The organism is Streptomyces sp. NPDC087844, from assembly GCF_044742785.1.
GTDB lineage: Bacteria > Actinomycetota > Actinomycetes > Streptomycetales > Streptomycetaceae > Streptomyces.
This window is the reverse complement of sequence record NZ_JBIUVD010000008.1, coordinates 274,138-298,321: the sequence shown is the minus strand read 5'-3', so window position 1 is coordinate 298,321 and position 24,184 is coordinate 274,138. Positions and strand designations below refer to the sequence as shown.

Here is a 24,184-nt window from a genome sequence, read left to right as displayed (position 1 = left end):
CCCCACTACGATTAAGGCCTGCCTAACCTAAGGGAGCTGGCCGTTGGAGACCGCAAGGTGACGGGCAAGAGAGTGCGCCCTGTCCTTCTCGTGACACTGCTGGGTACCGTCCTGGCCGTCCTGTGTCTGCTGTCGCTGGCGCTCGGCGCGGCCAACATCCCGCCGGACCAGGTGATATCGGCTCTGTTCGGTGAAGCGCCGAGCAGGTTCGTGGACAACGTCGTCTGGTCGGCACGCGTGCCGCGCACCGCGCTCGGGCTCACCGCGGGCGCGGCCCTCGGGCTGGCCGGGGCACTGATGCAGGCGCTGACCCGCAATCCGCTCGCCGACCCCGGGGTACTGGGGGTCAGCGCGGGCGCCGCCTTCGCCATCGTGCTCGCCGTCGGCGTACTCGGCATCAACTCGCTGTACGGATATGTGTGGTTCGCGTTCGCCGGGGCGCTGATCGCCACGGTGGCCGTCTATCTGCTGGGCGGTCTCGGGCGGTCCGGGATGACCCCGGTGAAGCTGGCACTCGCGGGCATCGCCGTCACCTCGATGCTGTGGTCGTTCACGCAGGCCATCGTGCTCACCGACGTGGACGCGCTCAACAAGTACCGGTTCTGGTCCGCCGGTTCGCTCGCGGAGGCCGACACCGGCATGGTGTGGCGGGTCCTGCCCTTCCTCGTCATCGGCGCGGTCCTGGCGCTGGCCTGCGCCCCGGCCCTCAACAGCCTGGCCCTCGGCGACGACGTGGCGGCCTCGCTCGGCCGGCGTCTCGGCCTGGTCCGGCTGGCGGGCGTCGCGGCGATCACCCTGCTGACCGGGGCCGCGGTCGCGGTCATCGGCCCGGTGGTCTTCCTCGGCCTGGTGGTCCCGCATGTGGCCCGCGTGCTCGCCCAGTCGGCGGGCATCGGCCCCGACCAGCGCTGGCTGCTGCCCCTGTCGGCGGTCCTCGCTCCCGTCCTGCTGCTGGCCGCGGACATCCTCGGACGCCTCGTGGCACGGCCCACCGAGATCCAGGCGGGTGTGCTGGTCGCCTTCATCGGCGGTCCGTTCTTCATCGCCATGGTCCGTCGGCGCAATCTTGCGGAGGTGTGAGCGTGCCGCAGCAGAAGTCCGACCCCGTCCCCCGAACCGCCCTCAAGTCCCCTGCCGCGACGACCTGTTCGGCCGGGTCCGCCCATCACCGCACCTACCGGCTGGCGTTCCCGCCCGTCTCCGGTGTCTTCCGCCCCCGCCTTGTGGCCCTGTCCGTGCTGCTCGCCGCGGGCACCTTCGTCCTGTTCTGCTGGGGCCTGACGACCGGCGACTACCCGATCGGCTTCACCGACGTCGTACGGGCCCTGCTGGGCTCCGGCGACCCCGGCACCGTCCTCGTGGTGGAGGAACTGCGGCTGCCCCGCGCCCTGGTCGGACTCCTCGCCGGGATCGCCTTCGGGGTCTCCGGCGCGCTGTTCCAGACCATGACCCGCAACCCGCTGGCCAGCCCTGACATGATCGGCCTCACCCAGGGCGCGGGCACCGCGGTCGTCGCGGGCATCGTGCTGGGCTGGGACGGCGGCCTGGGCACCCAGGCGCTCGGACTGTTCGGCGCCCTGGTCACCGCCCTGACCGTCTACGCACTGGCCTGGCGGCGCGGCACCACCGGCTACCGGATCATCCTGGTGGGCATCGGCGTGGCCTGGATCTGCACGAGCGCCACCGACTTCCTCGTGGCCAGGGGCGGACGTTTCCAGGCGCAGGCCGCGCTGGGCTGGCTGGTGGGCAACCTCAACGGCCGCACCTGGGGGCAGGTGGGCCCGCTCGCCATCGCGCTGGCCGTGCTGCTGCCGACGGCCCTGCTGCTGGGGCGTCTGCTGCGCACCCTCCAGCTCGGTGACGACGTGGCGACCGGCCTCGGTACGCGCGTACAGCCCGTCCGCCTGGCCATTTTGCTCACCGGGGTCGGTCTGATCGCCTTCGCCACCGCGTCCGCGGGGCCCGTGGCGTTCGTGGCACTCGCCGCCCCGCAGATCGCGCAACGGCTGGCCGGCACGGCCTGGCCGCCCACCGTCGCCTCGGGACTGACCGGGGCGCTGGTGGTCCTGGGCGGCGACCTCATCGCCCGTACGCTCATCTCCGGCACGGAACTGCCGGTCGGCATCGTCACCGGTGTGCTCGGCGCGCCGGTCCTGCTCTGGCTGCTCGTCCGCGCCAACCGCGCGGGCTCAGGAGGTTGATCCCATGTCGGTCGAACACCTGTCGACCCCCGGCCCCGATCCCGACCTGCGGGCGAGCGGTCTGCGGCTGGCGTACGACAACCGCCTGGTCGTCGACGGCCTCGACCTGGCGATCCCGCCCGGCCGGATCACGGCCATCGTCGGCGCCAACGCGTGCGGCAAGTCGACCCTGCTGCGGGCGCTGGCCCGGCTGCTGGCTCCCAAGGAGGGCGCCGTACACCTCGACGGCCGGGCGCTGCAGTCCATCCCGAGCAGGGAGCTGGCCCAGCGGCTCGGCATCCTGCCGCAGAGTCCGGTGGCGCCCGAGGGGCTGACCGTCATCGACCTGGTCAACCGGGGGCGTTCGCCGCACCAGACCTGGTGGCGGCAGTGGTCGAAGGCGGACGAGCAGGCCGTGCACCAGGCGCTGGCCGCGACCAACATGACGGACCTCGCCGACCGGCCCGTCGACGAACTCTCCGGCGGCCAGCGGCAGCGCGCCTGGATCGCCATGGCGGTCGCCCAGGGCACGCCCGTACTGCTCCTCGACGAGCCGACGACGTACCTCGACCTGGCCCACCAGATCGACGTCCTGGACCTGGTCACCGACCTCAACCGCCGGGAGAACCGCACGGTCGTGATGGTCCTGCACGACCTCAACCAGGCCTGCCGGTACGCCGATCACGTGGTCGCCATGAAGTCCGGGAAGATCGTCGCCGAGGGCAGCCCGGCGGAGGTCATCACCGCCGAGACGGTCGAGTACGTCTTCGACCTGACCTGCCGCATCACGATGGACCCGGTCAGCGGCACCCCCCTGGTCATCCCGATGGGCCGCCACCACAGCGCCCCCCTGGAACCGGCCCTCCCCACCCCGGACTGAGGACACCGACCCAGGGGCACGGGGTCACCCTCCAGGGGCGCGGGGAACGGCGCAATCTTTTGCCGTTGCCCTCAGGGGCGCGGGGAACGGCGCAATCTTTTGATCTTGCAAGGGGCGCGGGGAACGGCGCGCGCCCCACAACGCCACCCCCTCAGCCGACGACGTCGTCCGGCACAACAGCCGTCCCCACCCCCACCCCACCGACCAACCCGTCGAGCAAGGCGTGCGGCGCCCGCCCGTCAAGAACCCGGGCAACCCCCACCCCGCCCCGCACGGCCCGCAGACACGCCTCCATCTTCGGCCCCATCCCGCCGGCCAACCCCGGCAGCACCCGCTCCAACTCCCCCACCGCGATCCGGTCGACCACCCGCTCACTCGCGGGCCAGTCGGCATACAGCCCCGGCACATCGGTGAGAACCACCAGAACCGCCGTCCCCAGCGCGGCGGCCAACGCCCCGGCCGCCGTGTCCGCGTTGACGTTGTAGACCTGCCCGTCCTCGCCGCGCCCCACGGAGGAGACCACCGGGATGTGGCCGCCCTCCAACAGAAGCCGTACGACAGCGGTGTTGACCCGCGCCACATCCCCGACCAGACCGATGTCCACGCTCTCACCGCCGACTTGGGCATACCGCTTGACGGCGGTGAGGGTGTGCCCGTCCTCGCCGCTGAGGCCCACCGCGTGCGGCCCGTGCTCGTTCAGCAGTCCGACCAGGTCTTTCTGGACCTTGCCCGACAGCACCATCCGTACGACCTCCATGGTCTCGGGAGTGGTGACCCGAAGCCCGTTCAGGAAGTCGGACCTGAGCCCGAGCCGGTCCAGGTGGGCGGCGATCTGCGGGCCACCGCCGTGCACCACGACCGGCCGGACGCCCGCCCGGTACAAGGTGAGGACGTCCTGGGCGAAGGCCCGCCGGAGCGTGTCGTCGGTCATCGCGTGGCCGCCGTACTTGACGACGACCGTGTGTCCGCGCAGGGGTTCGAGCGCTACGAGCCTCTCGATCAGGTCCGCCGACACGGCCCCGCCGGCCACCGCCGTGCCGCTCACGGGCGACCCGTGAGATAGCCGCCCATCGTGCGGAAGTAGTCGCTCGCCGCGTGCTCCGCCCCGTCCTCGGTGCGGACCCGCTTGACGACCAGCCCGCGCAGTCGCCCGTTCCGCGCCTCCGTGCCGGCGACGATGACCACTCCGTCGCCCTCCCGGATGAAGATCCGTCCCGGGGTGCCGCCGTAACGGCCCTGCGACACCGCTGACTCGACGATCCGGATCCGCTGCCCGCGATGATGGGTGAAGGCGTTCGGGTACGGGTCGCACTGGGCCCGTACCAGGCGCTCGATGTCCTGTGCCGGCCAGGTCCAGTCGATCCTGCTGTCCTCCAGGGACCGCTTGTGGAAGAAGCTGGCCCGGCTGCGGTCCTGCGGTACCCACTGGGCGCGGCCCGAGGCGATGAGGTCGAGCGACTCGTTCACGACCGGGCCGATCAGGTCGACCGTGCGGTGGAACAGGTCGGCGACGGTGTCGGCCGCGCCGACCGGCACGGCCCGCTGCAACAGGACGTCACCGGCGTCGAGTTCGGCGTTCATCCGGTGCGCGGTGACACCGACCTCCCGCTCGCCGTTGATGAGGGCCCAGATCAGCGGGGAGAAGCCCGCGTAGGCCGGGAGCAGCGAGTCGTGGATGTTGAGCGTGCCGTGGGGCGGCAGGTCGAAGACCTCCGGGGGCAGCACCGTGCGCCAGTTGTTGGCGACGATCAGGTCCGGCTCCGCGTCCTTCAGCGCCGCGAGGAGCTCGGGGTCGTCGGGCCGGTTGCGCAGCAGCACCGGTACGCCGTGCTTCTCTGCCAGATCGGCCACCGAGTCGTCCCAGATCCTCTCGTACACGTGGTCGCTCCTGGGGTGGGTCACGGCCAGGACCACCTCGTGGTCGGAGTCCAACAGAGCCTGGAGGGTGCGATGCCCCCAGGTCTGGTAGCCGAACATGACGACCCGCATAGTCGATCCTCTCTTAGGACACACCATTGCAAGGTAAGGCTAACCTTATTTAACATCAGTGGCGCCTAGGGGAAGGAAAAGTTGCGGTGAACGCACTGCACGACGAACCGGACGCCGTCCTTGACGTGCTCGGTATAGGGTTTGGGCCGTCAAATCTCGCACTGGCCATCGCGGTTGAGGAACACAACGCCCAAGCCGCTCCGGGGAACCGGATCCGCGCGGGATTCCTGGAGCGTCAGCCGTCGTTCGGCTGGCACCGGGGCATGCTCATCGAAGACGCCACGATGCAGGTGTCCTTTCTCAAGGACCTGGTCACCATGCGCAACCCGACCAGCGACTTCAGCTTCCTGTGTTTCCTGCGCGAGCGGGGCAGGATGGTGGACTTCCTCAACGCCAAGACGCTGTTCCCCCTGCGGATCGAGTTCCACGAGTACTTCGAGTGGGCGGCCTCCCGGGTCGCACACCTCGTCGACTACTCGGACGAGGTGGTGTCCGTCGATCCGGTGACCGGACCCGACGGGGAGATCCGCTGGCTGGACGTCGTCAGCCGTGTACCCGGCGAACCGGGCCGGACCGTCACCCGGCGGGCCCGGAACATCTCGGTCGCCGTCGGTCTTGAGCCGCATCTGCCCCCGGAGACCGCCCTGTCCGACCGCATCTGGCACAACAGCGAACTCGTGCCGCGCGTGCGCGAGTTGACCGCCTCCGGCGACGGCGACGCGGTGGGCCGCGTCCTGGTGCTCGGCGCGGGCCAGAGCGGCGCCGAGGCACTCGACTACCTGCACCGGTCCTTCCCCGGGGCGGAGATCTGCGCGATCTTCGCCAAGTACGGGTACACACCCGCCGACGACAGCCCGTTCGCCAACCGCATCTTCGACCCGGAGGCCGTGGACGTCTACTTCCGGTCCACGCCGGAGGTGAAACAGTCCCTGGTCGACTACCACCGCAGCACCAACTACTCGGTGGTCGACATGGACCTCATCGAGTCGCTGTACGCGACGATGTACCGCGAGAAGGTCCAGGGCCGCGAGCGGCTGCACCTGCGCAACGTGTCCCGCATCCGGGACGTCCGCAGCCTCGACGACCACCTGGAGGTCACCGTCGAGTATCTCCCCACCGGGGAACGGGAGGTGATCGCCGCGGACCTGCTGGTCCACGCGACCGGCTACCGCCCCAGAGACCTCGACACCCTGCTGGGCAGAACCGCGAAACTCTGCCTGCGGGACGACAAGGACGCCGTACGCGTCGGTCGCGACCACCGCGTCGAGCTCACCGGCGATGTCACCGCGGGCATCTATCTGCAGGGCGCGACCGAGCACACGCACGGTCTCACCTCGACCCTGCTGTCCACCACGGCGGTACGGTCCGGCGAGATCCTGGAGTCCCTGATCGCCCACCGCGCGAGCGACTTGGCGCTCTCGGCGGGCTGAGGGGCCGGCCCCGCGCGGGTGTGACACCACACCACGCCCGCGCGGGGCTCTCGCACGCGTGCCCGCCCTGGGCAATGCCATGGTCAGCAACTTAGAGTAGCCTCACCTAAGTTTTCTTCGTCCGATCCCGGAGGGGTTGCGGGTGAGTCCTACATGTCCGTCAGGACGTGACGTCCTGCGGGAGTCGGTCAGGGAGCAACGCCGGGACGTCGGTCTCGGCGCACTGCTCGCGTCCGGACACCAAGTCGGGGAAGCCCTGGTTCCGGTTCTGATCGGCGTGGTGATCGACCGGGCCGTCACCGGCTCCGACACCGGCGCCCTCCTCCTGTGGCTCGGCGTCCTCGCCGTGGTGTATGTCGGGCTGGCCCTGTCCTTCCGCTTCGGTGCCTGGGCCGGTGACCGGTCCGCGGTCCGGGCCGAACACTCCCTGCGCATCGCCCTCGTACGACGGGTACTGCACCCCGGCGGTGGCGCCGAGGACGGCCGGCTGCCCGGAGCCCTCGCCAACACCGCGACCGAGGACGCCAAGCGGGTCGGCGGCGTCAACACGGCCGTGATGTACGGGATCGCGTCCCTGGCCGGCATCCTCACCTGCGCCTTCGTCCTGCTGCGTACGTCGGTCATGCTCGGCCTCGTCGTCCTCCTCGGCACACCCGTGCTGCTCTGGTTCGGGCATCTGCTGAGCAAGCCCCTGGAGACCCGCAGCGAGGCCGAGCAGGAGCGCGCGGCACACGCCTCCGCCGTCGCCGCGGACCTGGTGGCCGGCCTCAGGATCCTCAAGGGAATCGGCGGCGAGTCGGCGGCCATCGCCCGCTACCGCACCACCAGCCGCGACTCCCTGGCGGCCACACTGAAGGCGGCCCGCGCACAGGCCTTCCAGAGCGGCATGGTGCTCTCCCTGACCGGCTGCCTGATCGCCCTGGTCGCTCTGGTCGGCGGACGGCTGGCCGCCGAAGGCACCATCAGTCTCGGCCAGTTGGTGTCGGCGGTCGGACTCGCGCTCTTCCTGGTCGGCCCCCTCGAAGTACTCGCCTGGGTCAACGCCGAACTCGCCCAGGGCCGCGCCTCGGCCGGCCGGGTCGCGGAGGTCCTGGCCACCCCGCACGGCGTCACCGCCGGCGACCTGAGCCTGCCGGCGGAGGTGCGCGGCGCGCTGCGGCTGGTTGGCGTCAGCCACGGCGGACTGCGCGAGGTGGACCTGGACATCGCACCCGGCGAGCTGCTCGGAGTGGTCGCCACCGACCCCGCCCACGCGACCGATCTGCTGCGCTGCCTGGCCCGGCGGGCCGACCCCGACGCGGGCACGGTGGAGCTGGACGGCGTGTCCCTGCGGGACCTGGACCCGGCCGAGATGCGTACGGCCCTGCTGGTGGCCGAGCACGACGCGGACCTCTTCGAAGGCACCGTCCGCGACAACGTGACGGCCGCCGCTCCCGCGTCCGGCGACCCCGGACCCGCCATGACGGCGGCCGGAGTGGCCCAGGTCGCGCAGACACTGCCCGAGGGCGAGGAGACCGCGGTCAGTGAGCGCGGCCGCTCGCTCTCCGGCGGGCAGCGCCAACGGGTGGCGCTGGCCCGTGCGTTGGCCGCCGACCGTGCCGTCCTGGTGGTCCACGATCCGACCACGGCGGTCGACGCCGTGACGGAGGCGGGCATCGCGACCGGCCTGCGCGAGGTCCGCAAGGGCCGCACCACGGTCCTGGTGACCACCAGCCCCGCACTGCTCGCCGTGACGGACCGGGTCGTACTGCTCGACGGCGGCCGGGTCACCGACACGGCCCCGCACGCCGACCTGATAGCCCGTCATGAGACCTACCGAACGGCGGTTCTGGCATGAGTGACACCGCCGCCGGCCTGAGCGACACCAGCACCCCGGGCCGGGAGCTGCTGCCCACCGCGACACAGGCCCGCACCCGTGCCGCCGTACGCGCACTCGTGCGCCCGCACCGCCGACTGGCCCTCGGCGGGTTCGCCATGATGGTCGTGGCCACCGCTGTCGGCCTGCTGGTCCAGCCGCTGCTCGGCCGCATCGTGGACCTGGTCGCCGGCCACCGCCCGCCGGGGAGCATCACCCTGCCGGTCGTCCTGCTGGTGCTGGTCGCCCTCGCCCAGGGCGGGACCACCGTGGTGGGTCTGGCACTTGTGTCCCGGCTCGGCGAGACCGTCCTGGCGCAACTGCGCGAGCGGTTCGTCGAGAAGGCGCTGCGACTGCCCCTGGAACAGGTGGAGAGGGCCGGGGCGGGCGACCTCACCGCACGGGTCACCCGGGACGTGTCGGTGGTGGGCGAGGCGGTGCGCTCGGCCCTGCCCGAACTGGCCCGCTCCCTGCTGGCCATCGTGCTGACCCTGGCCGCGATGGCGGCGCTGGACTGGCGGTTCTTCCTCGCGGCACTCATCGCGGTGCCCGTCCAGGCCTCCACCGCCCGCTGGTACGTACGCAACGCCGTGCCGCTCTACGCCGAGCAGCGGATCGCCACCGGGTCCCAGCAGCAGCAGTTGCTGGACACCATCGCGGGCGCCGGCACCGTACGGGCGTTCCGTCTTGAGGAGGAGCACACCGCACGGGTGACCCGGCGGTCGTCGGCGGCGGTCGAACTGACCCTGCGCGGCATACGGCTGGTGCTGAACTTCTACAACCGGCTGCATGTGGCCGAGTACGCCGGACTCGCGGCGGTCCTGGTCACCGGGTTCCTGCTCGTGCGCGGCGGATCGGTGTCCATCGGCACGGCCACGGCCGCCGCGCTCTACTTCCACAGCCTGTTCTCGCCGGTCAACCAGGCTCTCGTCCTCCTCGACGACGCGCAGTCGGCGACCGCCGCGCTCGCCCGCCTCGTCGGAGTCGCCGACCAGCCCTCACCGGAGCCGTCCGTCCCCGAGCCCTCGCTCGCCGGGCCGTCGGACGCGCACGGCACCGTCACCGTGACGGGCATCCGGCACGCCTACGAGCCGGGCCGCCCCGTCCTGCACGGCGTGGACCTCACGCTCCGGGCGGGTGAGCGGGTGGCCCTGGTCGGCGTGAGCGGCGCCGGCAAGACCACCCTGGCCAAGCTCATCGCGGGCGTACACCGTCCGACGTCCGGCTCGGTACGCGTGACCACCGACGACGGGGTGCCCCGGGAAGGCCTGCCGGTCGCGCTGGTCACCCAGGAGACGCACGTCTTCGCCGGACCGCTCGCGGACGACCTGCGGCTCGCGCGGGCCGGCGCCACCGACGACGAACTGCGTACGGCACTGGCCACGGTGGACGCCCTCGACTGGGCCGGGGCGCTGCCCGACGGCCTGGACACGGTCGTCGGCGACGGCGGGCACCGCCTCACCTCCGCCCAGGTCCAGCAACTCGCCCTGGCCCGCCTGGTACTGGCCGATCCCCCGGTGGCCGTACTGGACGAGGCCACCGCCGAGGCGGGCAGCACCGGCGCCCGCCTCCTGGAGCAGGCGGCCGACCGGGCGGTCGAGGGCCGCACGGCGCTGATCGTCGCGCACCGCCTCACCCAGGCCGCCACCGCGGACCGGATCGTCGTGATGGACGGCGGCCGGATCGTGGAGAACGGCACCCACGACGAGCTGTGCGCCGCGGCCGGCCCCTACGCCTCCCTGTGGGCGGCGTGGTCCGGCACCCGCGCCACGGCCGACCGGACCCCCACGCACCACCACGGCCCTCACAGCTCTCACAGCACCACCAGCCACGTCACCACCAGCCCTGACACCACCACCGTGAAGGACCACTGATGCCCGGCTCTTCCAGAGGCGCACGCCTTGTCGCGACGCTCGCCTCCGCACTTCTCCTGTTCACCACCGCGGCGGCCTGCGGCTCCGACGACGACTCCGGTTCGGACGCGGCGGGCGCGGACAAGTCCGCGTCCGCGAACAGCGCCTTCCCGGTGACCCTGGCCCACAAATACGGCAACACCACCGTCAAGTCCGAGCCGAAGCGGATCGTGACCGTCGGGCTGACCGACCAGGACGCCGTACTCGCCCTCGGCAAGGTGCCCGTCGGGACCACCGAGTGGCTCGGCGGATACAAGGGCGCCATCGGGCCCTGGGCCGCCGACAAACTGGGCAGCGGGAAGACCCCGACCGTGCTGAAGGACACCGGCACGGGTCCGCAGACCGAGAAGATCGCCGGCCTCAGGCCCGACCTGATCCTCGCGGTCTACGGCGGCCTCACGAAGGACCAGTACACGACCCTCTCGAAGTTCGCCCCGGTCGTGGCCCAGCCGAAGCAGTACAACGACTTCGGTGTGCCGTGGCAGCAGCAGACCGAGATCATCGGCAAGGCGCTCGGCCAGGAGTCCGCGGCGAAGGACCTCGTGAAGGGCGTCGAGTCCGACTTCGCGACCGCCGCCAAGGACAATCCCGAGTTCGCCGAGTCGACCGGCGTGATGGCGACCCCGTACGAGGGCATCTTCGTCTTCGGCAGCCAGGACTCGCGCTCGCGGGTCCTGACCGACCTCGGTTTCAAACTGCCGACGGACCTGGACAAGGTCATCGGTGACAAGTTCGGTGCCAACATCAGCAAGGAGCGCACCGACCTGCTGAACACCGGCACCGCCGTCTGGATCGTCGGGGACAGGGCCAAGGACGAGGCCAAGCTCCACAAGAACGCGCTCTACGGCGACCTGGACGTGGTGAAGCAGGGCCGCGAGGTCTTCGTCGAGGAGACCAGCGACTACGGCAACTCCGTGTCCTTCGTGTCGGTGCTGAGCCTGCCCTACATGCTGGAGCGCCTGGTGCCGCAGTTGGCCGCGGCCGTCGACGGCGACACCGCCACGAAGGTGACCGAACCGACCTCTTGAGAGTGACCTCGCGGTTGCCGCGGGGCCCAGCGGACAGAAGGTCCGGGGCACGGATGATCCGTGGCCCCGGACCACGCTGTGTCGGGCGACACGCTCGCGACACCAGAGGCTGAAAGTATGATCAACCAATGTCTGACATGACCGAAACCACGCCCGGCTGGCTGCCTCACGACGAGCTTGAGCAGGCACGCGCCCGCATGCCGATCCTGTACGTCGAGGCCGTGCCGGTGCGCGTCGACGACAGCGGCGAAGTGACCAGCATCGGACTGCTGCTCCGCATGGGGTCGGGCGGAGCGGTCAGCCGCGCGCTCGTCTCCGGCCGGGTACTGCACCACGAACGGGTCAGGGACGCACTGCTGCGCCACCTGGAGAAGGACCTCGGCCCGGTCGCGCTGCCCCGGGTCCCGGCCTCGCTGCAGCCCTTCACCGTCGCCGAGTACTTCCCGACGCTGGGGGACACTCCGTTCCACGACCCCCGCCAGCACGCGGTGTCGCTCGCCTACATCGTGCCGGTGACCGGCGACTGCCGTCCCCGCCAGGACGCGCTCGACCTGGTCTGGTTCAGCCCTCAGGAGGCTTCGTCCCCCATGGTCCTGAACGAGATGCCGGGCGGCCACGGAGCCCTTCTCAAGCAGGCCCTCGCGCATGTGGGCGCCCTGTCCTGAAGGGTGCGGGGATCGCGCTGTCCGGCAGCCCGGCGTCCACTCAGACCGTGGGAGTGGACGCCGACGTGGAAGTGGACGTGGACGTCGGCGTCGGCGGAGTGATCCCGAACCTCGCGGCGTTCTCCGTCAGCTCACGCCACACCTTGGGTGCCACGGGAATCCCCCGTGCGCCCCGCTCGGCGGCCACGCCCGCGCTGCGCTCGCCCGGATAGAAGACGCCCTCGGCGCCGTCCGCCGCCGGCAGCCCCTTGAGGGTGCCGAGTGTGGCGTCGACGGCCGCGGTGAACCCCTCCGCGCCTCCGAACGCGGCCGGGTCCAGGGCGATGAGCAGCGCGTTCTGGCGGTGCCCGCGCCCCTGCGGGTCGTCCGAGTGGAACGGGGTGAGGATCGGCGCGCCGACGAGCACACTGGTGAGCAGTTCGAACGCGAGTGACATGCCCGAGCCCTTGGCGCCGCCCAGCGGCAGCGGCATGACCGCCTTTTCCGGGTCCGTGGTGGGGGTGCCGTCCTCGGTGGCCGCCGCTCCCCGAGGCAGCGGGGTCCCGCTCGCCCTGGCCTGGCGGATCTTCCCGAGGGCGATGGTGGCGGTGGCCATGTCGAGGAGCAGTGGGGCGTGCTCGGCGGCCGGTACGGCGACGGCGAGCGGGCTGGTCGCGACGGCGGCGCCCCTGACACCGGTGTAGCCCATGTTGGGCATGCCGGCGACGAAGCCGAGTCCGACCATCCCCTGTTCGGCGATCTTCGAGACGTAGTAGCCGATGGCTCCGGTGTGGACGGTGCCGCGCACCCCGACGGAGGCGATACCGGTGGTCCTCGCCCGTGTCACGGCCTCGTCGGCGGCGGCGCTCAGGGCCACCGGGCCGGGGGCCCGGTCGGCGTCCAGGACGGCGGCGGCCGGGGTGCTGGACTCGAACCGCAGCTGCGCACGCGCGTTGGCCACGCCCTTGGCGAGCAGTTCCAGATAGGCGGGGACGCGGGCGATGCCGTGGGAGTCGACGCCGCGCAGCGCGGCCCAGACGAACACGTCGGCGGTGGTGGCGGCGTGCTCCGGGCTGAGACCGCCCTTCTCCAGGAGGGCGGCGGAGAAGGCGCGCAGGTCGTCTGCGGGCACCAGGACCTTGGTGGGTGCGTTGGACATGGGGTCTCCTGGGTCAGCGGGTGACGAGGACGTCGACGACGGCGGTGGTGCCCTCCGACACGGCCTTGAGGGCGCGTTCGAGCGCGGGTGCGAGCGCGTCCGTCGTGTCGACCGTCTCGGTGTGCATGCCGAACGGCTCCGCGAACTGCGCCAGTCGGGGCAGCCCGCGCAGATCGGTGCCGAGCCACTCCCCCGTCCCGGCGGCAGCGCCCTCGGGATAGAACCTGCGGTGGTTGAGGTTCATCGATTTGTAGGCACGGTTGTTGAACACCACGATCAGCAGGGGCAGTTCATACGCCCTCGACGCGTCGTACGACGGGACGACCGGGTTGTACGCGAAGGCGCCGTCGCCGATCGTGAGGACCACCGGGCGCTCCCGGGCGGCGAGTTTGACGCCGAGCGCGACCGCGATGCCCTGGCCGAGCCCGCCCTGCACGTAGAAGTACGAGTCGGGCGCGTCGGTCCTGACATGGCGCCTGACGGTCCGGCTGTGGGTGATGGTCTCGTCGACGACGATGCCGCGTCGGCCTTCGAGCAGACCCCGCAGGGTGGCGGCGACGAGCACGGGGTCGACACCCGCGGCTGCTCCCCGATCCGTTCCCCGGCCCTCTCCCCCGGCGGAGGCCTGCACCTCGGCGGCGGCGATGGCGTCCCGCTCGGAGCCGTGCCGTGCCTCCTGTGCCGTACGCCGGACGACCGCGGTGGTCTCGTCCGGATTCTTCGCCCGCTTGGCGAGCTGACGCAGGGTGTTGGTGACGTTGCCCTCCAAATATGCGTCGGCGAAGAGGACTTGGTAGACGACGTGCGGGCGCTGCGGCACCTCGTCGATGACGACGACCCTCGCCCGGGAGGGGCGGCGGGACGGAGGGTAGAAGGGGGCGCGGCAGTTGACGAGGAGGATGAGGTCCGCCTCGTCCATCCACGGCCCGATGTCGCTGCCGGCGTGCAGCGGATGGCTGCGCGGGAAGTTGCCGCAGACCGCCGAGTCGGGCTCGACCACCGGGAGGTTCCAGGCCTCGGCGAAGGCGACCAGGGCTTCGAAGCCGCCCTCCTCGCGGCCCGCCGTCTCGGTCACGATCACCGGATTGCCGGCTTCCCGGATCAGTCGCGCGACCGTGTCGGCCTGCTCGGGCGAGCTGTGGGTGGAGCCCGGCGGCACGACGGGATGCGCCTCCCGGCCGTCCCACTCCTCCAGCAGGATCTCCAGCGGGATGTTCAGGTACGCCGGTCCTGCCGGGGCCCGCCAGGCCAGTTCCGCGGCGCGCGTGATCATGGCGGGCAGGGTGTGGACGCTCGCGGCCTCGGTGGCCCACTTGGTGAAGGGCCGGGCGACGCCGTGCGGGCCGCCCACGATGGAGAGGTTGCGGTACCACTGGCCGCCCGGGTCCTGGCCGGGTCCGTCGCCGTACGTGGTCGACTCCGAGGAGGCCACCACCATGGGGACGCCGGCGAGCAGCGCCCCGTGCACGGCCATGGAACCCTGCAGCAGCCCGGGAGCGGCGTGCAGCAGCACACCCTGGGGACGACGGCTCACCAGGCCGTAGCCGGTGGCCATCCCGACGGCGACGGTCTCGTGCGTCAGGTCGAGGTAGGCGGGACAGGGCAGCCCGTCCCGGTGGCGTCGGGCGAGGGACTCCCACACGGGGGCCCACTCGGACCCCGACGAGCAGAAGAGGTAGTCGGCGCCGACGGCGTTGAAGGCGGTGACGAGGGCGTCTCCGCCGTCGGCACCCGGGGAACTGGTCGTGTCGGTCATCCCTGGTGGCATCCCTGGTGGCATCCCTGGTGGCTTCTCCGGTGGCATCTCTGCTGGCATCTCCGGTGGTTCCTCAGCCCTCGATCGGCCAGTTCAGGACCTCGGAGATACCGCGGCCCATGATCCATTCGAGCTCTTCGGGCGTGAAGTCCCAGTGCTTGGTGAACTGCTCGATGGTGTCGGTGTACGTGATGCCGTGGCCGAGCAGCCGTGTGATGTCGGTGCCGTAGAAGCAGCGCCGCGGGCCCATCTTGTCGACCATCTCGCGCACGTACTTCTGGATGTTGTTGTTCGGGAAAGGCTGCGTGGAGTAGCCCGGGAGCGCCGAGACCTTCACGTAGATGTTCGGGTGGGCGGCGAGGTCGGCGGTCTCCTGGACCCAGTAGCCGATCGCGTCGTCGACGCAGCGGGCCATGATGCCCATGTGATCGATGATGATCTTCAACTCGGGGTGCCTGGTGGCGATCTCGCCGAGTTCCCGCTTCCAGATCGGGGCGTGGACCATCGTCGGGATACGGAGTTCCTCGGCGAGGGGCCAGTACCAGTCGTTGGTGCCGTCGATCATCCAGTTGCGGTCGATCGGCCGGTGGAAGGTGAGCCGGGCGCCCTTCACATGCGGGTTCTGTGCGAAGTCCGCCAGCAGCGCCTTGCCCTCCTCCGGCTTGTTCTGCGGAACGCGGGCCATGATCCCGAAGCGGTCCGGGTGCGCCTCGCACGCCTCCAGGGCGTAGTCGATGCGGTCGCCCTCCCAGGACGGCGGAAGGATCAGCGCCCGGTTGACGCCGGCCTCGTCCATCAGCTCCAGGGCCTCCTCGTACGAGAAGGCTTCCTCCCGGTGGCCGTTGAGGCGGATGCGCTCACGGGCGCCCGGGACCCAGGGTCGGTCCGGGGTCTCTTCCGTCCAGATGTGGATCTGCGTGTCGACGACGAACATGGCTTCAACTCCTGCTGCTGCGCTGGGTGGTGGGGTGGTGGGGTGGTTCGGGAGGAACGCTAGGCGCGACTGCGGGCCTTGCGCAGACCTGGGAGCGCAAGCTGTTGTTGCGCGCGCAGCCGCTGTACGCAGGGCGTTCCCGGATGCTTCACGCGTCGGCGAGGACCGCGTCGGCGATGTGCGCCGCGATGGCCATGGAGGCCGTCGCGGCCGGCGAGGGGGCGTTGCGGACGGCGGTGATCCGGCCCGCCCGGTGGATGCGGAAGTCGTCCACGAGCGTGCCGTCCCGGTCCAGTGCCTGGGCGCGGACACCGGCCCCGCCGCGCACGACGTCACGGACGCCGACCCCTGGGACGTACGCCCGCGCGTCCTTCATGAAGGCAGCCGTGGAGAGGGAGCCGCGGTACTCCTTGACGCCTGTCCGCCAGTGCCGGGCGGCCATCCGCCAGGAGCCGGGGTAGGCGGCGAGTCCCGCGAGGTCCCGCACCGAGATCCTGCCGCGCGTGTATCCCTCCCTGGCCAGGGCCAGGACGGCGTTCGGGCCGACCTCGACCGAGCCGTCGACGCGCGGGGTGAAGTGCACACCGAGGAAGGGGTAGCGCGGGTCCGGCACCGGATAGATCAACCCACGTACGAGGTCGGCCCGCTCCGGTCTCAGGAGCATGTACTCGCCGCGGAACGGGACGGTCCGCGGCTCCTTCCCGCCCTGTGCGAGTCTCGCGACGGTGTCCGAGTGGAGGCCCGCGCACAGGACCAGCCGGTCGACGCGCAGGCGGTCCCCGTCCCGGCCGGAGGCGACCTCGATGCCGCCCGGGACGCCGGTGATAGCGTCGACGGGGAAGCCGAGTCGTACCTCGCCGCCCGAGGACTCGATGTCCGCGGCGAACTCCCGGGCGATCGCCCGGTAGTCGGTGATCGCGGTGCGCGGGGAGTACAGGGCCGCGATACCGCCGGCGTGCGGCTCGATCTCTCTGATCTCCTCCTTGGAGACCCTGCGCAGCTCAGGGACATGGTTGTTGCGGGCCCGCTCGTAGAGGTTCTCCAGCCGGCCCGACTCGTCGTCGCGCACGGCCAGGACGAGCTTGCCCCTCTCCTCGTACGGGAGCTTCCGCTCCTGGCAGTACTCGCGCAGCAGGGACACCCCGCGCACGCACAGGTCGGCCTTGAGGCTGCCCGGTGCGTAGTAGATCCCGGCGTGTACGACGCCCGAGTTGTGCCCGGTCTGGTGGGCGGCGACCTCGTACTCCTTCTCCAGTACGACGACCCGGGTGCCGGGGCGGCGCAGGGCGATCTCGCGGCCCGTGGCCAGGCCCACGATGCCGGCCCCTACGATGCCGACCGTCTCGTCAGCCACGGGAGCCACGGGGGCCACGGGTCCGCTCCGCGGCATCCGGTGCGCCGATGTGGACGGCTACCGTCTTCACCCGCGTCGAGAAGCGCAGGACCTCCTCGCCCTGCTCCTTGTAGGCCGTACCGGAGTCGCGGAACCCACCGAAGGGCAGATGGACGTCCCAGCCGGTGGTCGTGGTGTTGACCGCGACCTGCCCGCACTCGACCTCGTCCGCGAAGCGGTACGCGCGGGCGAGATCACGGGTGAAGACGGCGGCGGCGAGGCCGTAGTCGGAGTCGTTGACGGCGTCGACGGCCTCGGTGAAGCTGTCGACCGCGCGGACCGCGAGGACGGGGCCGAAGACCTCCTCGCGCCAGATCTCCGACTCGGGGGTGACGTCGGCGAGCACGGTCGGCCGTACGTAGCAGCCGTGCGCCCGCTCCCCCTCGGTGTCGGCCCCGCCGCCGACGAGGACCACGGCACCCTGTTCGACGGCCCTGTCCAGGTCGGCGAGGACGCTGTCGCGCTGCTTGGGGCCGGACAGGGGGCACAGGGTCGTGGCGGGGTCGCTGCCCGGCCCGGTCCTCAGGCTCCCCACCTCGGCCACCAGCAACCGGGTGAACTCCTCGTACACGGGACGCTCCACGACGACCCGGCTGGTCGCGGTGCACCGCTGCCCGGCCTGTCCGAAGGAGGCGGCGACGACCGCCTTCGCGGCGGCCGGCAGGTCGGCGTCCCCCAGGACCACGGAGGCGTTCTTGCCGCCCAGTTCGCCCTGGAAGCGGACGTTGCGGTCGGCGAGCCTGCGGCGGATACGGCCCCCGACGGCGTTGGAGCCGGTGAAGGTGATTCCGGCGATCCGCGGGTCGTCGAGAAGCGCCTCCTCGATCTCGGCCGTACGGCCCGTGACCACGTTCAGGACTCCGGCGGGCAGTCCCGCGTCGTGCAGGGCGCGGGCGAAGTGCAGTCCCGCCAGGGGGGTCTCGGTGGCCGGCTTGAACACGGCCGCGTTGCCGGCCGCGAGCAGCGGGGCGAGTTTGCGGGCCGGGGTGATCAACGGGTCGTTCCAGGGGCTGATCACGAGGATCACGCCGATGGGTTCGCGCTGGGTGTGGGTGCGGTGGTGGGGCCGTGCGTCGTGCAGGAGGGTGCCGTAGCCCTGGCGGGCGAGCCCGGCGTAGTACTCCAGGAAGTCGGCGGCCTTGAGGGTCTCGCCGGTCGCCTCGGCCACGGTCTTGCCGTTCTCGGCGGTCACGTCGGCGGCGATCTCGTCGACGCGTTCGCGGATCAGCCGGGCCGCGTCGGTGAGGATGCGGGACCGTTCGAAGGGGCTGACGCGCTTCCAGGCGGCGAAGGCCCGTTCGGCGTGGTCGTAGGCCCGGGTGACGTCCTTGGCGGTGAGTGCGGGTACACGGGCGATCGGCGCCCGGATGTCAGCCGGATCGTGGATGTCGATCCACTCACCGGTGGCCACCCACTCCCCGCCGGACAGGGCTTCCACAGTACGCATGAGGTTCACTTCCTTGGTCGCGGGCCGGATGCGACAACACACCATGTCGCCGGGGGGCCACCAGCCCCGTGTCGGCAGTCATTGCTTGCGCCTCGCGCCGGTCGGCGGGCGGGTGATCCATGCTGGAATCAGCGGGCCGGAGGCGGTACGGAAGCCCTCCGGCCGCCGGAACAGCGCTGAGGAGAGACCGACATGGCCTACGCAGTGATCGCCCGCTACCGGTGCGAGCCCGCCGACGAGCCCGCGGTGCGTGCCGCCCTGCTGAAGGTGCGCGAGCACACGCGTGCGGAGCCCGCCAACGAGGCGTACGAGGTGCACTCCGTGGTGGACGAGGCCGGTGGTTTTCTCCTGTACGAGAGGTATGCCGACCGGGACGGGTTCGAGGCGCACAAGGTGGCCGAGCACTTTCAGGAGTTGATCGTCCGGACGGTCTGGCCGCTGCTGACCGACCGGGCGGTCACTTTCGCCGAGGCGTTGTAGCGCCTGCGGGGCTCGGGTGCGCTTCCGGGTGCGGGCTGTACGTGGCTGGTCGCGCCGTAACCTGCGCCCCTTGCAACGGCCCGTGTGGGCGCGTTCTAGAACTCGTTGCCCCAGCAGTAGCGGGCCAGGGTTTCGACCAGGACGAGTTTGCGGCGCTGTTCCTCGGCGCTGAGCAGCGGTCGGCTCGCCACGTCGGCGAACCCGCGCGACGGTGAGACGGCCGCGTCCTCCAGGTCCTTCACCTCGCCGGCCGCGTCGATCCTGGCCAGCAGTGTGTCGAGGTCCTCCAGCTCGGGCACGGTCGCGTCCACCACGCCCAGGCATACGTCCCGGTCCTCCGGGAGCGCCCTGAGCAGGTCGAGCTCGGCCGCCGTCCCCTGGTCGAAGGGCAGGATCCAGCGGTCGGCCGCGATCCCGCCGTACAGTTCCTCGGCGCGGGCCCGGTCCACCGCCGCCGGTGCGGCCCAGCCGGGCGCCACCCCGATGCGTACGCCCTCGGGTCGCTCGTCCAGCCGTAGCGCCATCGCGTCCACGGCGAGGGCGTCCTCGAAGGAGAGGGCGCCGGGAGCGGCGGGGTTTGGCGCCAACTGGCCCAGCAGAAGGGGGTTGTTGAGCTGGATCAGGCGTGCGCCCTTGGAGATCAGCAGCTCGATCTCCGTCCGGACGATCTCCGCGAGGGCCTCGCCCAGCTCGCGGGCGGAGAAGGGTCCGAGACCGGGCCGGTACGTGGTGGCGGCGAGGTACGCCGGAGAGGGCAGCGACGCCTTCGGCGCGATCACCGTCAGTTCGGCGAGCCGCTCGGCCCAGTCCGCGAGCAGCGGACCGTTCGACTTGGGCAGGGATTCCGCGACCCAGCGGACCAGACCGCCGGGGCCCGTCTCGTCCGTACGCCGGAATCCCGGGACGGCGTCGAAAACCGCGCTGCGGAAGTCCTCCCGCGGTTGATCACCGTCGGTGACCACCGTGGAACGCAGCCTGCGCTGCAGGGTCACGGCGTCCTCGACCGCCTGCTGTACGCCGATCGCGGCAAGGTCGGCCGGCCGGACCAGACTGCCGTGGTGGTCGATCCGGTAGTTGTACGTGTCCGCCATGGTTCACGCCTCCTTTCCGGACGGCGCGGGCGTGCCCGGGACACCCCAGGCGGCGAACTCCAGCTCGTACCCGAGGGACGCGAGGACCTCTTCGGCGATCCGCTGGTCCTCGTCCGCGGTGCCGCCCGCGAGGCCGAGGCCGCCGATGATCTCGCCGTCCTTCTTGATGGTGAGGCTGCCCTCGGTGGCCATGATCGGCATTGCGGCGCCCGGGAGTTGGGAGAGCTGGGCGAAGAAGACCGGCTGGCTCTCCTGCCACTTCCTCAGCATCGTGCCGGGGCGCTGCATGATCGCCGCGGTGTAGGCCTTGGCTCGGGCGATGTCCGGGGTGAGGGGGCGGGCGCCGTCCGGGCGGCGGATGGCGATCGGGAATCCGCCCGCGTCCACCACGGCGGCACTCACCGCCTTCCCCATCTCCCGGGCGCGCTGGTGGACGGCGTCGATGATCTCCTCGGCGGCGTCCAGGGTCAGACTGCTCATACGGTGTCCTCTGTTGCGGTGGCAGGCTGTGCGGTGAGGGTGCGGCGCAGACGGGCGACGGCCGCGTTGTACCGCTGGGGTGTCTCCCAGTACATGGAGTGCGGGGCGCCCTCGACGATCTCCAGGTGGGAGCCGGGCAGCAGCTCATGGGCGCGGGTCACGGTCTTCACGCTGAGCACCGCGTCCTTCTCGCCGGCCAGGAACGCGACCTTGACGCCCGAGGTCCGGATGTCCTCCAGTGACGGGCCGTCCGTGTCGAGGTTGCGCAGGTCCTGCATCCTGGCGATGTTGAAGGTGCCCATCTGCTGGAACAGGAAGGTCAGATCGGCGCGCTCCTGCTGGAAGCGGCGGGTGAGCAGGCGGTCGAGGACCGGCAGCTTCACGGCCTCCGCGCGGTCGGTGGCGGCCAGTTCCCTCAGTTCGGGGTGATCGATGCCGCCGAGGGAGTGGCCGAGGACGACCGAGCCGACCCGCTCGGGGCGCAGCAGCCCTGCCCGCAGCGCGGCGACGGAGCCGATGGACTGGCCCACGAGCATGACGTCGGTGAGGTCCTCCTGGTCGAGGACGGCGACGACGTCACCGGGGAAGTCCTGGCCGTCGAACTCGGTGCGCGCGGAGTCGGCGTCCGGACGGACCTGGGGGCGGGTACGGGGGTCGGACGAGCCGAAGCCTCGCAGGTCCACCGTGACGACCGTGAACTCGCTGCGCAGCGCGGCGACTTGCTGCCACCAGGCGGCGTGGTGTCCGCCGCTGCCGTGCACGAAGAGGATCGCCGGGCCGCTGCCGTGGCGCTCGTAGAAGATGGAGGTGCCGTCGGAGTCGGCGAAAGCCATAATGCGTAACTCCCATACAGGTGCGGCTAGTTGGGGCGCTTGCCGTGCCAGACCAGCTCGATCATCGTGTGGTCGGGGTCGTGGATGTAGCAGAACTTCGACTGGTTCTCGGGTCGTTGGATCGGGCGGGTGTGGCGGATGCCCAGCTCTTGCAGGTGTTGCAGGAACTCGTCCCAGTCGTCCACCTCGACGGCGAAGTGATAGGGCGCCATGCGCTCCATCTCCTCGACCGGGGTGAAGTGCAGGTCGAAGTTGCCGCGTGTCAGCAGCACCACTCGGGTGTTGGACTTGGGCATGATCCGCTTCATGCCGAAGACCTTGGTGTACCAGTCGGCGGTCCGGTCGGGGTCCGTGGTGGGGAAGTTGACGTGGTGGATGTAGCGGGGTTCCTTGCTCATGCTCGATTCCCTTCGGGGACTACGGGGTTGGACAGCACACCGATGCCGCTGATCTCGATGTCCACGGTGTCGCCCGGTTCGATCCGGCACGCCGACTCGGCGCCCATCCAGAGCACGTCGCCGGGGTGCAGGGTGAGGTGTCTGCTGATCTCGACGATGTGGTCGAAGGGGTCGAAGACCATGTCGCCGGTGGGGAACTCCGCGCGGACCTCGCCGTTCACGCGCAGGGTGGTGGTCTGGGCGAGCGCGTCGACGTCCGTCTCGATCCAGGGGCCCATCGGCTTGAACGTGTCGCTGTTCTTGCTGCGCCAGAGCGTGCGGTCCTGGTGCTGCCAGGTACGGGCACTGACGTCGTTGCCGATGGTCCAGCCGAAGACGGACCTGTGCGCCTCCTCCCGGGTGGCGTACCGGACCGTACGGCCGATGACGGCGACGAGTTCGGGCTCCGCCTCGAAGCGGCCCTCGACCTCGGCCGGCTTGACGATGGCCGCACCGTGCCCGGTCAGCGCGTTGTTGGCGCGGTAGCCGACTTCGGGGCGGTCCGGGGTGGCGGCTTCGGCGTGCGCGATGTGCCGTGCGTAGTTCATGCCGACGGCATAGAAGACGGGCGGGACGACCGGGGGCAGCCACACGGCTGTCGCACGCGGCAGGGTGCCGATGACGTCGGGGCCCCTCCCACCCCTCTCACCGGTGGTCTCGATCGGCGAGTGCGACAGCAGCTCGATGTCCCGCTCCCCCACCCGGCCCCACACCGCCCGGCCGCCGACCGACACCCGTGCGTACCTCATGGCACCAGCAGGTGGGAGACGCGCTTGGTGATCAGGTAGGCGTCGAGGGCCTCGGGGCCGCCCTCCCGGCCGTACCCGCTGTCCTTCACCCCGCCGGACGGGGCTTCGGGGACCGAGCCGCCGCAGTGGTTGACCGACAGGATCCCGGCCTCCAGCTCGTCACAGAGCCGCTCGGCGGTGGCGGCGGAGCGCGTGAAGCCGTAGGCGGCGAGGCCGTACGGGAGCGCGTTCGCGAGGGTGATCGCCTCGTCGAGATCGGTGAAGGGGACGATGGGGGCGAGCGGTCCGAAGGGTTCCTCATGCAGCAGATCCGCGTCCGGCGGTACGTCGATGAGGACGGTCGGCGTGAAGAAGTACCCTGCGCGGTCGAGCCGTTCGCCGCCGGTGAGCACCTTGGCGCCGCGGGCGACGGCGTCCGCGGTGAGGCGTTCCATGGCCGCGAGCCGCCGTTCGTTGGCGAGTGGACCCATGGTGGTGCCCTCGCGCAGCCCGTCCCCGACGACGACCGCCTCGGCCGCCTTCACGAACTCGGCGATGAAGTCCTCGACCAGACTCTCGTGGACCAGGAAGCGGCTCGGTGAGGTGCAGACCTGGCCGGCGTTGGCGAACTTGGCCTGCGCGGCCCTGCGGGCGGCCTGTACGGGGTCGGCATCGGCACAGACGATCACCGGGGCGTGGCCGCCCAGTTCCATCAGGGACGGCTTCATGGCCTTGCCGGCCTCGGCGGCGAGCAGTCTGCCCACCGGGACCGAGCCGGTGAAGGCGATCAGGCGGGTCACGGGCGAGGCGATGAGGTGCGCGGAGACCTCGGCGGGTTCACCGAAGACGAGGTTGAGGACGCCGTCCGGCAGTCCCGCGTCCAGGTAGCACCGGACCAGCGCGGCGGCCGTCGCGGGGGTCTCCTCCGAGGCCTTGATGACGAGCGAGCAGCCGGCCGAGAGCGCCGAGGACATCTTCCGGTTGGGGCCGCCGACGGGGAAGTTCCAGGGGACGAAGGCGGCGACCGGGCCGATGGGTTCACGCCGTACGGTCAGCACGGTTCCGGGCGCCGAGGGGATGACGCGGCCGTACGCGCGGCGGGCGTCGTCGGCGTGCCAGCGCAGGGTGTCGGCGGTGCGGTGGGCCTCGCCGGTCGACTCCGCGAGCGGTTTGCCCTGCTCCCGGGTCATGACGCGGCCGATCTCGGCGGCCCGCTCGTCGATCAGGCCGGCGGCGGCGTGCAGGATCGCGGTGCGTTCGGCGACTGGCGTGCCGCGCCAGACGCGGAAACCCTCCCGCGCGGCGTCGAGGGCACGGTCGAGGTCGGCGGCGGTGGCCAGCGGTACCTCTCCGATCACCTCCTCGGTGGCCGGGTTCACGATCGGGGCGGTACGTCCGGTGCCGCCCTGGCACCACTCGCCCGCGATGTGCATACGGACGGCGGGGTGGCCGTGGTCGGTGGTCATGGTGGGTGCCTCTCGGGCAGGCGCTGGGGATGACGTTCGGGGCGGGGGCCGGCCGGGGCCG

General features: G+C 71.3%; 22 protein-coding genes. 9 read left to right on the top strand and 13 right to left on the bottom strand.

Annotation, left to right across the window (positions count from 1 at the left end; all coding sequences use genetic code 11):
- Window positions 1-57 precede the first annotated feature (57 nt).
- Genes ACIOKD_RS18940 through ACIOKD_RS18930 form a run of 3 tightly spaced genes read left to right on the top strand, consistent with a single transcriptional unit; the run spans window position 58 to window position 3,060 of the window.
- On the top strand, window positions 58-1,080 hold the full coding sequence (locus ACIOKD_RS18940; RefSeq protein WP_402084959.1) for a FecCD family ABC transporter permease: 1,023 nt from the start codon (window positions 58-60) through the stop codon (window positions 1,078-1,080).
- Window positions 1,077-2,201, top strand: a complete 1,125-nt coding sequence (locus ACIOKD_RS18935) for a FecCD family ABC transporter permease (RefSeq protein WP_402084957.1) — start codon at window positions 1,077-1,079, stop codon at window positions 2,199-2,201. The genes ACIOKD_RS18940 and ACIOKD_RS18935 overlap by 4 nt, the downstream gene beginning before the upstream one ends.
- 4 nt (window positions 2,202-2,205) lie before the next feature.
- Window positions 2,206-3,060 carry an ABC transporter ATP-binding protein gene (locus tag ACIOKD_RS18930; protein ID WP_402084954.1) on the top strand — a complete coding sequence of 285 codons (855 nt, stop codon included), beginning with the start codon at window positions 2,206-2,208 and terminating at the stop codon, window positions 3,058-3,060.
- 151 nt (window positions 3,061-3,211) lie between these two features.
- Here ACIOKD_RS18930 and argB read toward each other — a convergent pair whose 3' ends face one another.
- Both argB and ACIOKD_RS18920 read right to left on the bottom strand, forming a co-directional pair.
- Window positions 3,212-4,075, bottom strand: coding sequence for an acetylglutamate kinase (argB, locus tag ACIOKD_RS18925; protein WP_402085058.1), 864 nt, complete (start codon window positions 4,073-4,075; stop codon window positions 3,212-3,214).
- Between the two features lie 26 nt (window positions 4,076-4,101).
- On the bottom strand, window positions 4,102-5,049 hold the full coding sequence (locus tag ACIOKD_RS18920; protein ID WP_402084952.1) for a methionyl-tRNA formyltransferase: 948 nt from the start codon (window positions 5,047-5,049) through the stop codon (window positions 4,102-4,104).
- A gap of 86 nt (window positions 5,050-5,135) precedes the next feature.
- On the opposite strand from ACIOKD_RS18920, the gene ACIOKD_RS18915 reads away from it, so the two are divergent.
- From ACIOKD_RS18915 to ACIOKD_RS18895, 5 genes are all read left to right on the top strand, one after another.
- Window positions 5,136-6,479: a lysine N(6)-hydroxylase/L-ornithine N(5)-oxygenase family protein gene (locus ACIOKD_RS18915; protein ID WP_402084950.1), complete on the top strand. Its 1,344-nt coding sequence runs from the start codon at window positions 5,136-5,138 to the stop codon at window positions 6,477-6,479.
- Between the two features lie 142 nt (window positions 6,480-6,621).
- A complete protein-coding gene (locus ACIOKD_RS18910; protein ID WP_402084948.1) occupies window positions 6,622-8,316 on the top strand; it encodes an ABC transporter ATP-binding protein in 1,695 nt (564 codons plus the stop codon).
- The gene (locus ACIOKD_RS18905) at window positions 8,313-10,208 is read left to right on the top strand and encodes an ABC transporter ATP-binding protein (protein WP_402084945.1); all 1,896 of its coding nucleotides are present in this window, start codon (window positions 8,313-8,315) and stop codon (window positions 10,206-10,208) included. Before ACIOKD_RS18910 ends, ACIOKD_RS18905 begins: the two co-directional genes overlap by 4 nt.
- A complete protein-coding gene (locus ACIOKD_RS18900) occupies window positions 10,208-11,275 on the top strand; it encodes an iron-siderophore ABC transporter substrate-binding protein (RefSeq protein ID WP_402084943.1) in 1,068 nt (355 codons plus the stop codon). The genes ACIOKD_RS18905 and ACIOKD_RS18900 overlap by 1 nt, the downstream gene beginning before the upstream one ends.
- Window positions 11,276-11,412: 137 nt before the next feature.
- Window positions 11,413-11,940, top strand: coding sequence for an NUDIX hydrolase family protein (locus ACIOKD_RS18895; protein ID WP_328499113.1), 528 nt, complete (start codon window positions 11,413-11,415; stop codon window positions 11,938-11,940).
- Window positions 11,941-11,980: 40 nt separating this feature from the next.
- On the opposite strand, the gene ACIOKD_RS18890 is transcribed toward ACIOKD_RS18895, so the two are convergent.
- The 5 genes from ACIOKD_RS18890 to ACIOKD_RS18870 all read right to left on the bottom strand — a co-directional run bounded on the left by ACIOKD_RS18890 (window position 11,981) and on the right by ACIOKD_RS18870 (window position 18,608).
- Window positions 11,981-13,078: an Ldh family oxidoreductase gene (locus ACIOKD_RS18890; protein WP_402084941.1), complete on the bottom strand. Its 1,098-nt coding sequence runs from the start codon at window positions 13,076-13,078 to the stop codon at window positions 11,981-11,983.
- A gap of 13 nt (window positions 13,079-13,091) precedes the next feature.
- The gene (locus ACIOKD_RS18885; protein WP_402084938.1) at window positions 13,092-14,834 is read right to left on the bottom strand and encodes a thiamine pyrophosphate-dependent enzyme; all 1,743 of its coding nucleotides are present in this window, start codon (window positions 14,832-14,834) and stop codon (window positions 13,092-13,094) included.
- Between the two features lie 73 nt (window positions 14,835-14,907).
- Window positions 14,908-15,768 (bottom strand): amidohydrolase family protein, encoded by an 861-nt coding sequence (locus ACIOKD_RS18880; protein ID WP_402084936.1) that lies wholly within the window; start codon window positions 15,766-15,768, stop codon window positions 14,908-14,910.
- A 148-nt stretch (window positions 15,769-15,916) separates the two neighbouring features.
- The gene (gene lhgO, locus ACIOKD_RS18875; RefSeq protein ID WP_402084933.1) at window positions 15,917-17,122 is read right to left on the bottom strand and encodes an L-2-hydroxyglutarate oxidase; all 1,206 of its coding nucleotides are present in this window, start codon (window positions 17,120-17,122) and stop codon (window positions 15,917-15,919) included.
- Window positions 17,115-18,608: an aldehyde dehydrogenase family protein gene (locus ACIOKD_RS18870; RefSeq protein ID WP_402084931.1), complete on the bottom strand. Its 1,494-nt coding sequence runs from the start codon at window positions 18,606-18,608 to the stop codon at window positions 17,115-17,117. Before ACIOKD_RS18870 ends, lhgO begins: the two co-directional genes overlap by 8 nt.
- Window positions 18,609-18,800: 192 nt before the next feature.
- Here ACIOKD_RS18870 and ACIOKD_RS18865 point away from each other — a divergent pair, with 192 nt between their 5' ends.
- Window positions 18,801-19,088, top strand: a complete 288-nt coding sequence (locus tag ACIOKD_RS18865) for a putative quinol monooxygenase (protein ID WP_402084929.1) — start codon at window positions 18,801-18,803, stop codon at window positions 19,086-19,088.
- A gap of 95 nt (window positions 19,089-19,183) precedes the next feature.
- Here ACIOKD_RS18865 and ACIOKD_RS18860 read toward each other — a convergent pair whose 3' ends face one another.
- Genes ACIOKD_RS18860 through ACIOKD_RS18835 form a run of 6 tightly spaced genes read right to left on the bottom strand, consistent with a single transcriptional unit; the run spans window position 19,184 to window position 24,123 of the window.
- Window positions 19,184-20,179, bottom strand: a complete 996-nt coding sequence (locus ACIOKD_RS18860) for a methionine synthase II (cobalamin-independent)-like protein (protein WP_402084927.1) — start codon at window positions 20,177-20,179, stop codon at window positions 19,184-19,186.
- 3 nt (window positions 20,180-20,182) lie between these two features.
- Window positions 20,183-20,659, bottom strand: a complete 477-nt coding sequence (locus tag ACIOKD_RS18855; RefSeq protein WP_402084925.1) for a heme-binding protein — start codon at window positions 20,657-20,659, stop codon at window positions 20,183-20,185.
- A complete protein-coding gene (locus ACIOKD_RS18850) occupies window positions 20,656-21,492 on the bottom strand; it encodes an alpha/beta fold hydrolase (RefSeq protein ID WP_402084923.1) in 837 nt (278 codons plus the stop codon). The genes ACIOKD_RS18855 and ACIOKD_RS18850 overlap by 4 nt, the downstream gene beginning before the upstream one ends.
- A 26-nt stretch (window positions 21,493-21,518) precedes the next feature.
- Window positions 21,519-21,890: a VOC family protein gene (locus ACIOKD_RS18845; RefSeq protein WP_402084921.1), complete on the bottom strand. Its 372-nt coding sequence runs from the start codon at window positions 21,888-21,890 to the stop codon at window positions 21,519-21,521.
- Window positions 21,887-22,678 carry a fumarylacetoacetate hydrolase family protein gene (locus ACIOKD_RS18840; RefSeq protein WP_402084919.1) on the bottom strand — a complete coding sequence of 264 codons (792 nt, stop codon included), beginning with the start codon at window positions 22,676-22,678 and terminating at the stop codon, window positions 21,887-21,889. The genes ACIOKD_RS18845 and ACIOKD_RS18840 overlap by 4 nt, the downstream gene beginning before the upstream one ends.
- Window positions 22,675-24,123, bottom strand: coding sequence for an NAD-dependent succinate-semialdehyde dehydrogenase (locus ACIOKD_RS18835; protein ID WP_402084916.1), 1,449 nt, complete (start codon window positions 24,121-24,123; stop codon window positions 22,675-22,677). The genes ACIOKD_RS18840 and ACIOKD_RS18835 overlap by 4 nt, the downstream gene beginning before the upstream one ends.
- Window positions 24,124-24,184: the final 61 nt, after the last annotated feature.

Excerpts from the sequence above, each read along its gene's own strand:
- ACIOKD_RS18855 (WP_402084925.1), bottom strand. The coding sequence starts at position 20,659 with ATGAGCAGTCTGACCCTGGACGCCGCCGAGGAGATCATCGACGCCGTC.
- ACIOKD_RS18900 (WP_402084943.1), top strand. The coding sequence starts at position 10,208 with ATGCCCGGCTCTTCCAGAGGCGCACGCCTTGTCGCGACGCTCGCCTCC.
- ACIOKD_RS18920 (WP_402084952.1), bottom strand. The coding sequence starts at position 5,049 with ATGCGGGTCGTCATGTTCGGCTACCAGACCTGGGGGCATCGCACCCTC.
- ACIOKD_RS18870 (WP_402084931.1), bottom strand. The coding sequence starts at position 18,608 with ATGCGTACTGTGGAAGCCCTGTCCGGCGGGGAGTGGGTGGCCACCGGT.
- ACIOKD_RS18885 (WP_402084938.1), bottom strand. The coding sequence starts at position 14,834 with ATGACCGACACGACCAGTTCCCCGGGTGCCGACGGCGGAGACGCCCTC.
- ACIOKD_RS18890 (WP_402084941.1), bottom strand. The coding sequence starts at position 13,078 with ATGTCCAACGCACCCACCAAGGTCCTGGTGCCCGCAGACGACCTGCGC.
- ACIOKD_RS18840 (WP_402084919.1), bottom strand. The coding sequence starts at position 22,678 with ATGAGGTACGCACGGGTGTCGGTCGGCGGCCGGGCGGTGTGGGGCCGG.
- ACIOKD_RS18865 (WP_402084929.1), top strand. The coding sequence starts at position 18,801 with ATGGCCTACGCAGTGATCGCCCGCTACCGGTGCGAGCCCGCCGACGAG.
- ACIOKD_RS18905 (WP_402084945.1), top strand. The coding sequence starts at position 8,313 with ATGAGTGACACCGCCGCCGGCCTGAGCGACACCAGCACCCCGGGCCGG.
- ACIOKD_RS18850 (WP_402084923.1), bottom strand. The coding sequence starts at position 21,492 with ATGGCTTTCGCCGACTCCGACGGCACCTCCATCTTCTACGAGCGCCAC.
- ACIOKD_RS18860 (WP_402084927.1), bottom strand. The coding sequence starts at position 20,179 with ATGGCGGACACGTACAACTACCGGATCGACCACCACGGCAGTCTGGTC.
- ACIOKD_RS18880 (WP_402084936.1), bottom strand. The coding sequence starts at position 15,768 with ATGTTCGTCGTCGACACGCAGATCCACATCTGGACGGAAGAGACCCCG.
- ACIOKD_RS18845 (WP_402084921.1), bottom strand. The coding sequence starts at position 21,890 with ATGAGCAAGGAACCCCGCTACATCCACCACGTCAACTTCCCCACCACG.
- ACIOKD_RS18930 (WP_402084954.1), top strand. The coding sequence starts at position 2,206 with ATGTCGGTCGAACACCTGTCGACCCCCGGCCCCGATCCCGACCTGCGG.
- ACIOKD_RS18835 (WP_402084916.1), bottom strand. The coding sequence starts at position 24,123 with ATGACCACCGACCACGGCCACCCCGCCGTCCGTATGCACATCGCGGGC.
- ACIOKD_RS18895 (WP_328499113.1), top strand. The coding sequence starts at position 11,413 with ATGACCGAAACCACGCCCGGCTGGCTGCCTCACGACGAGCTTGAGCAG.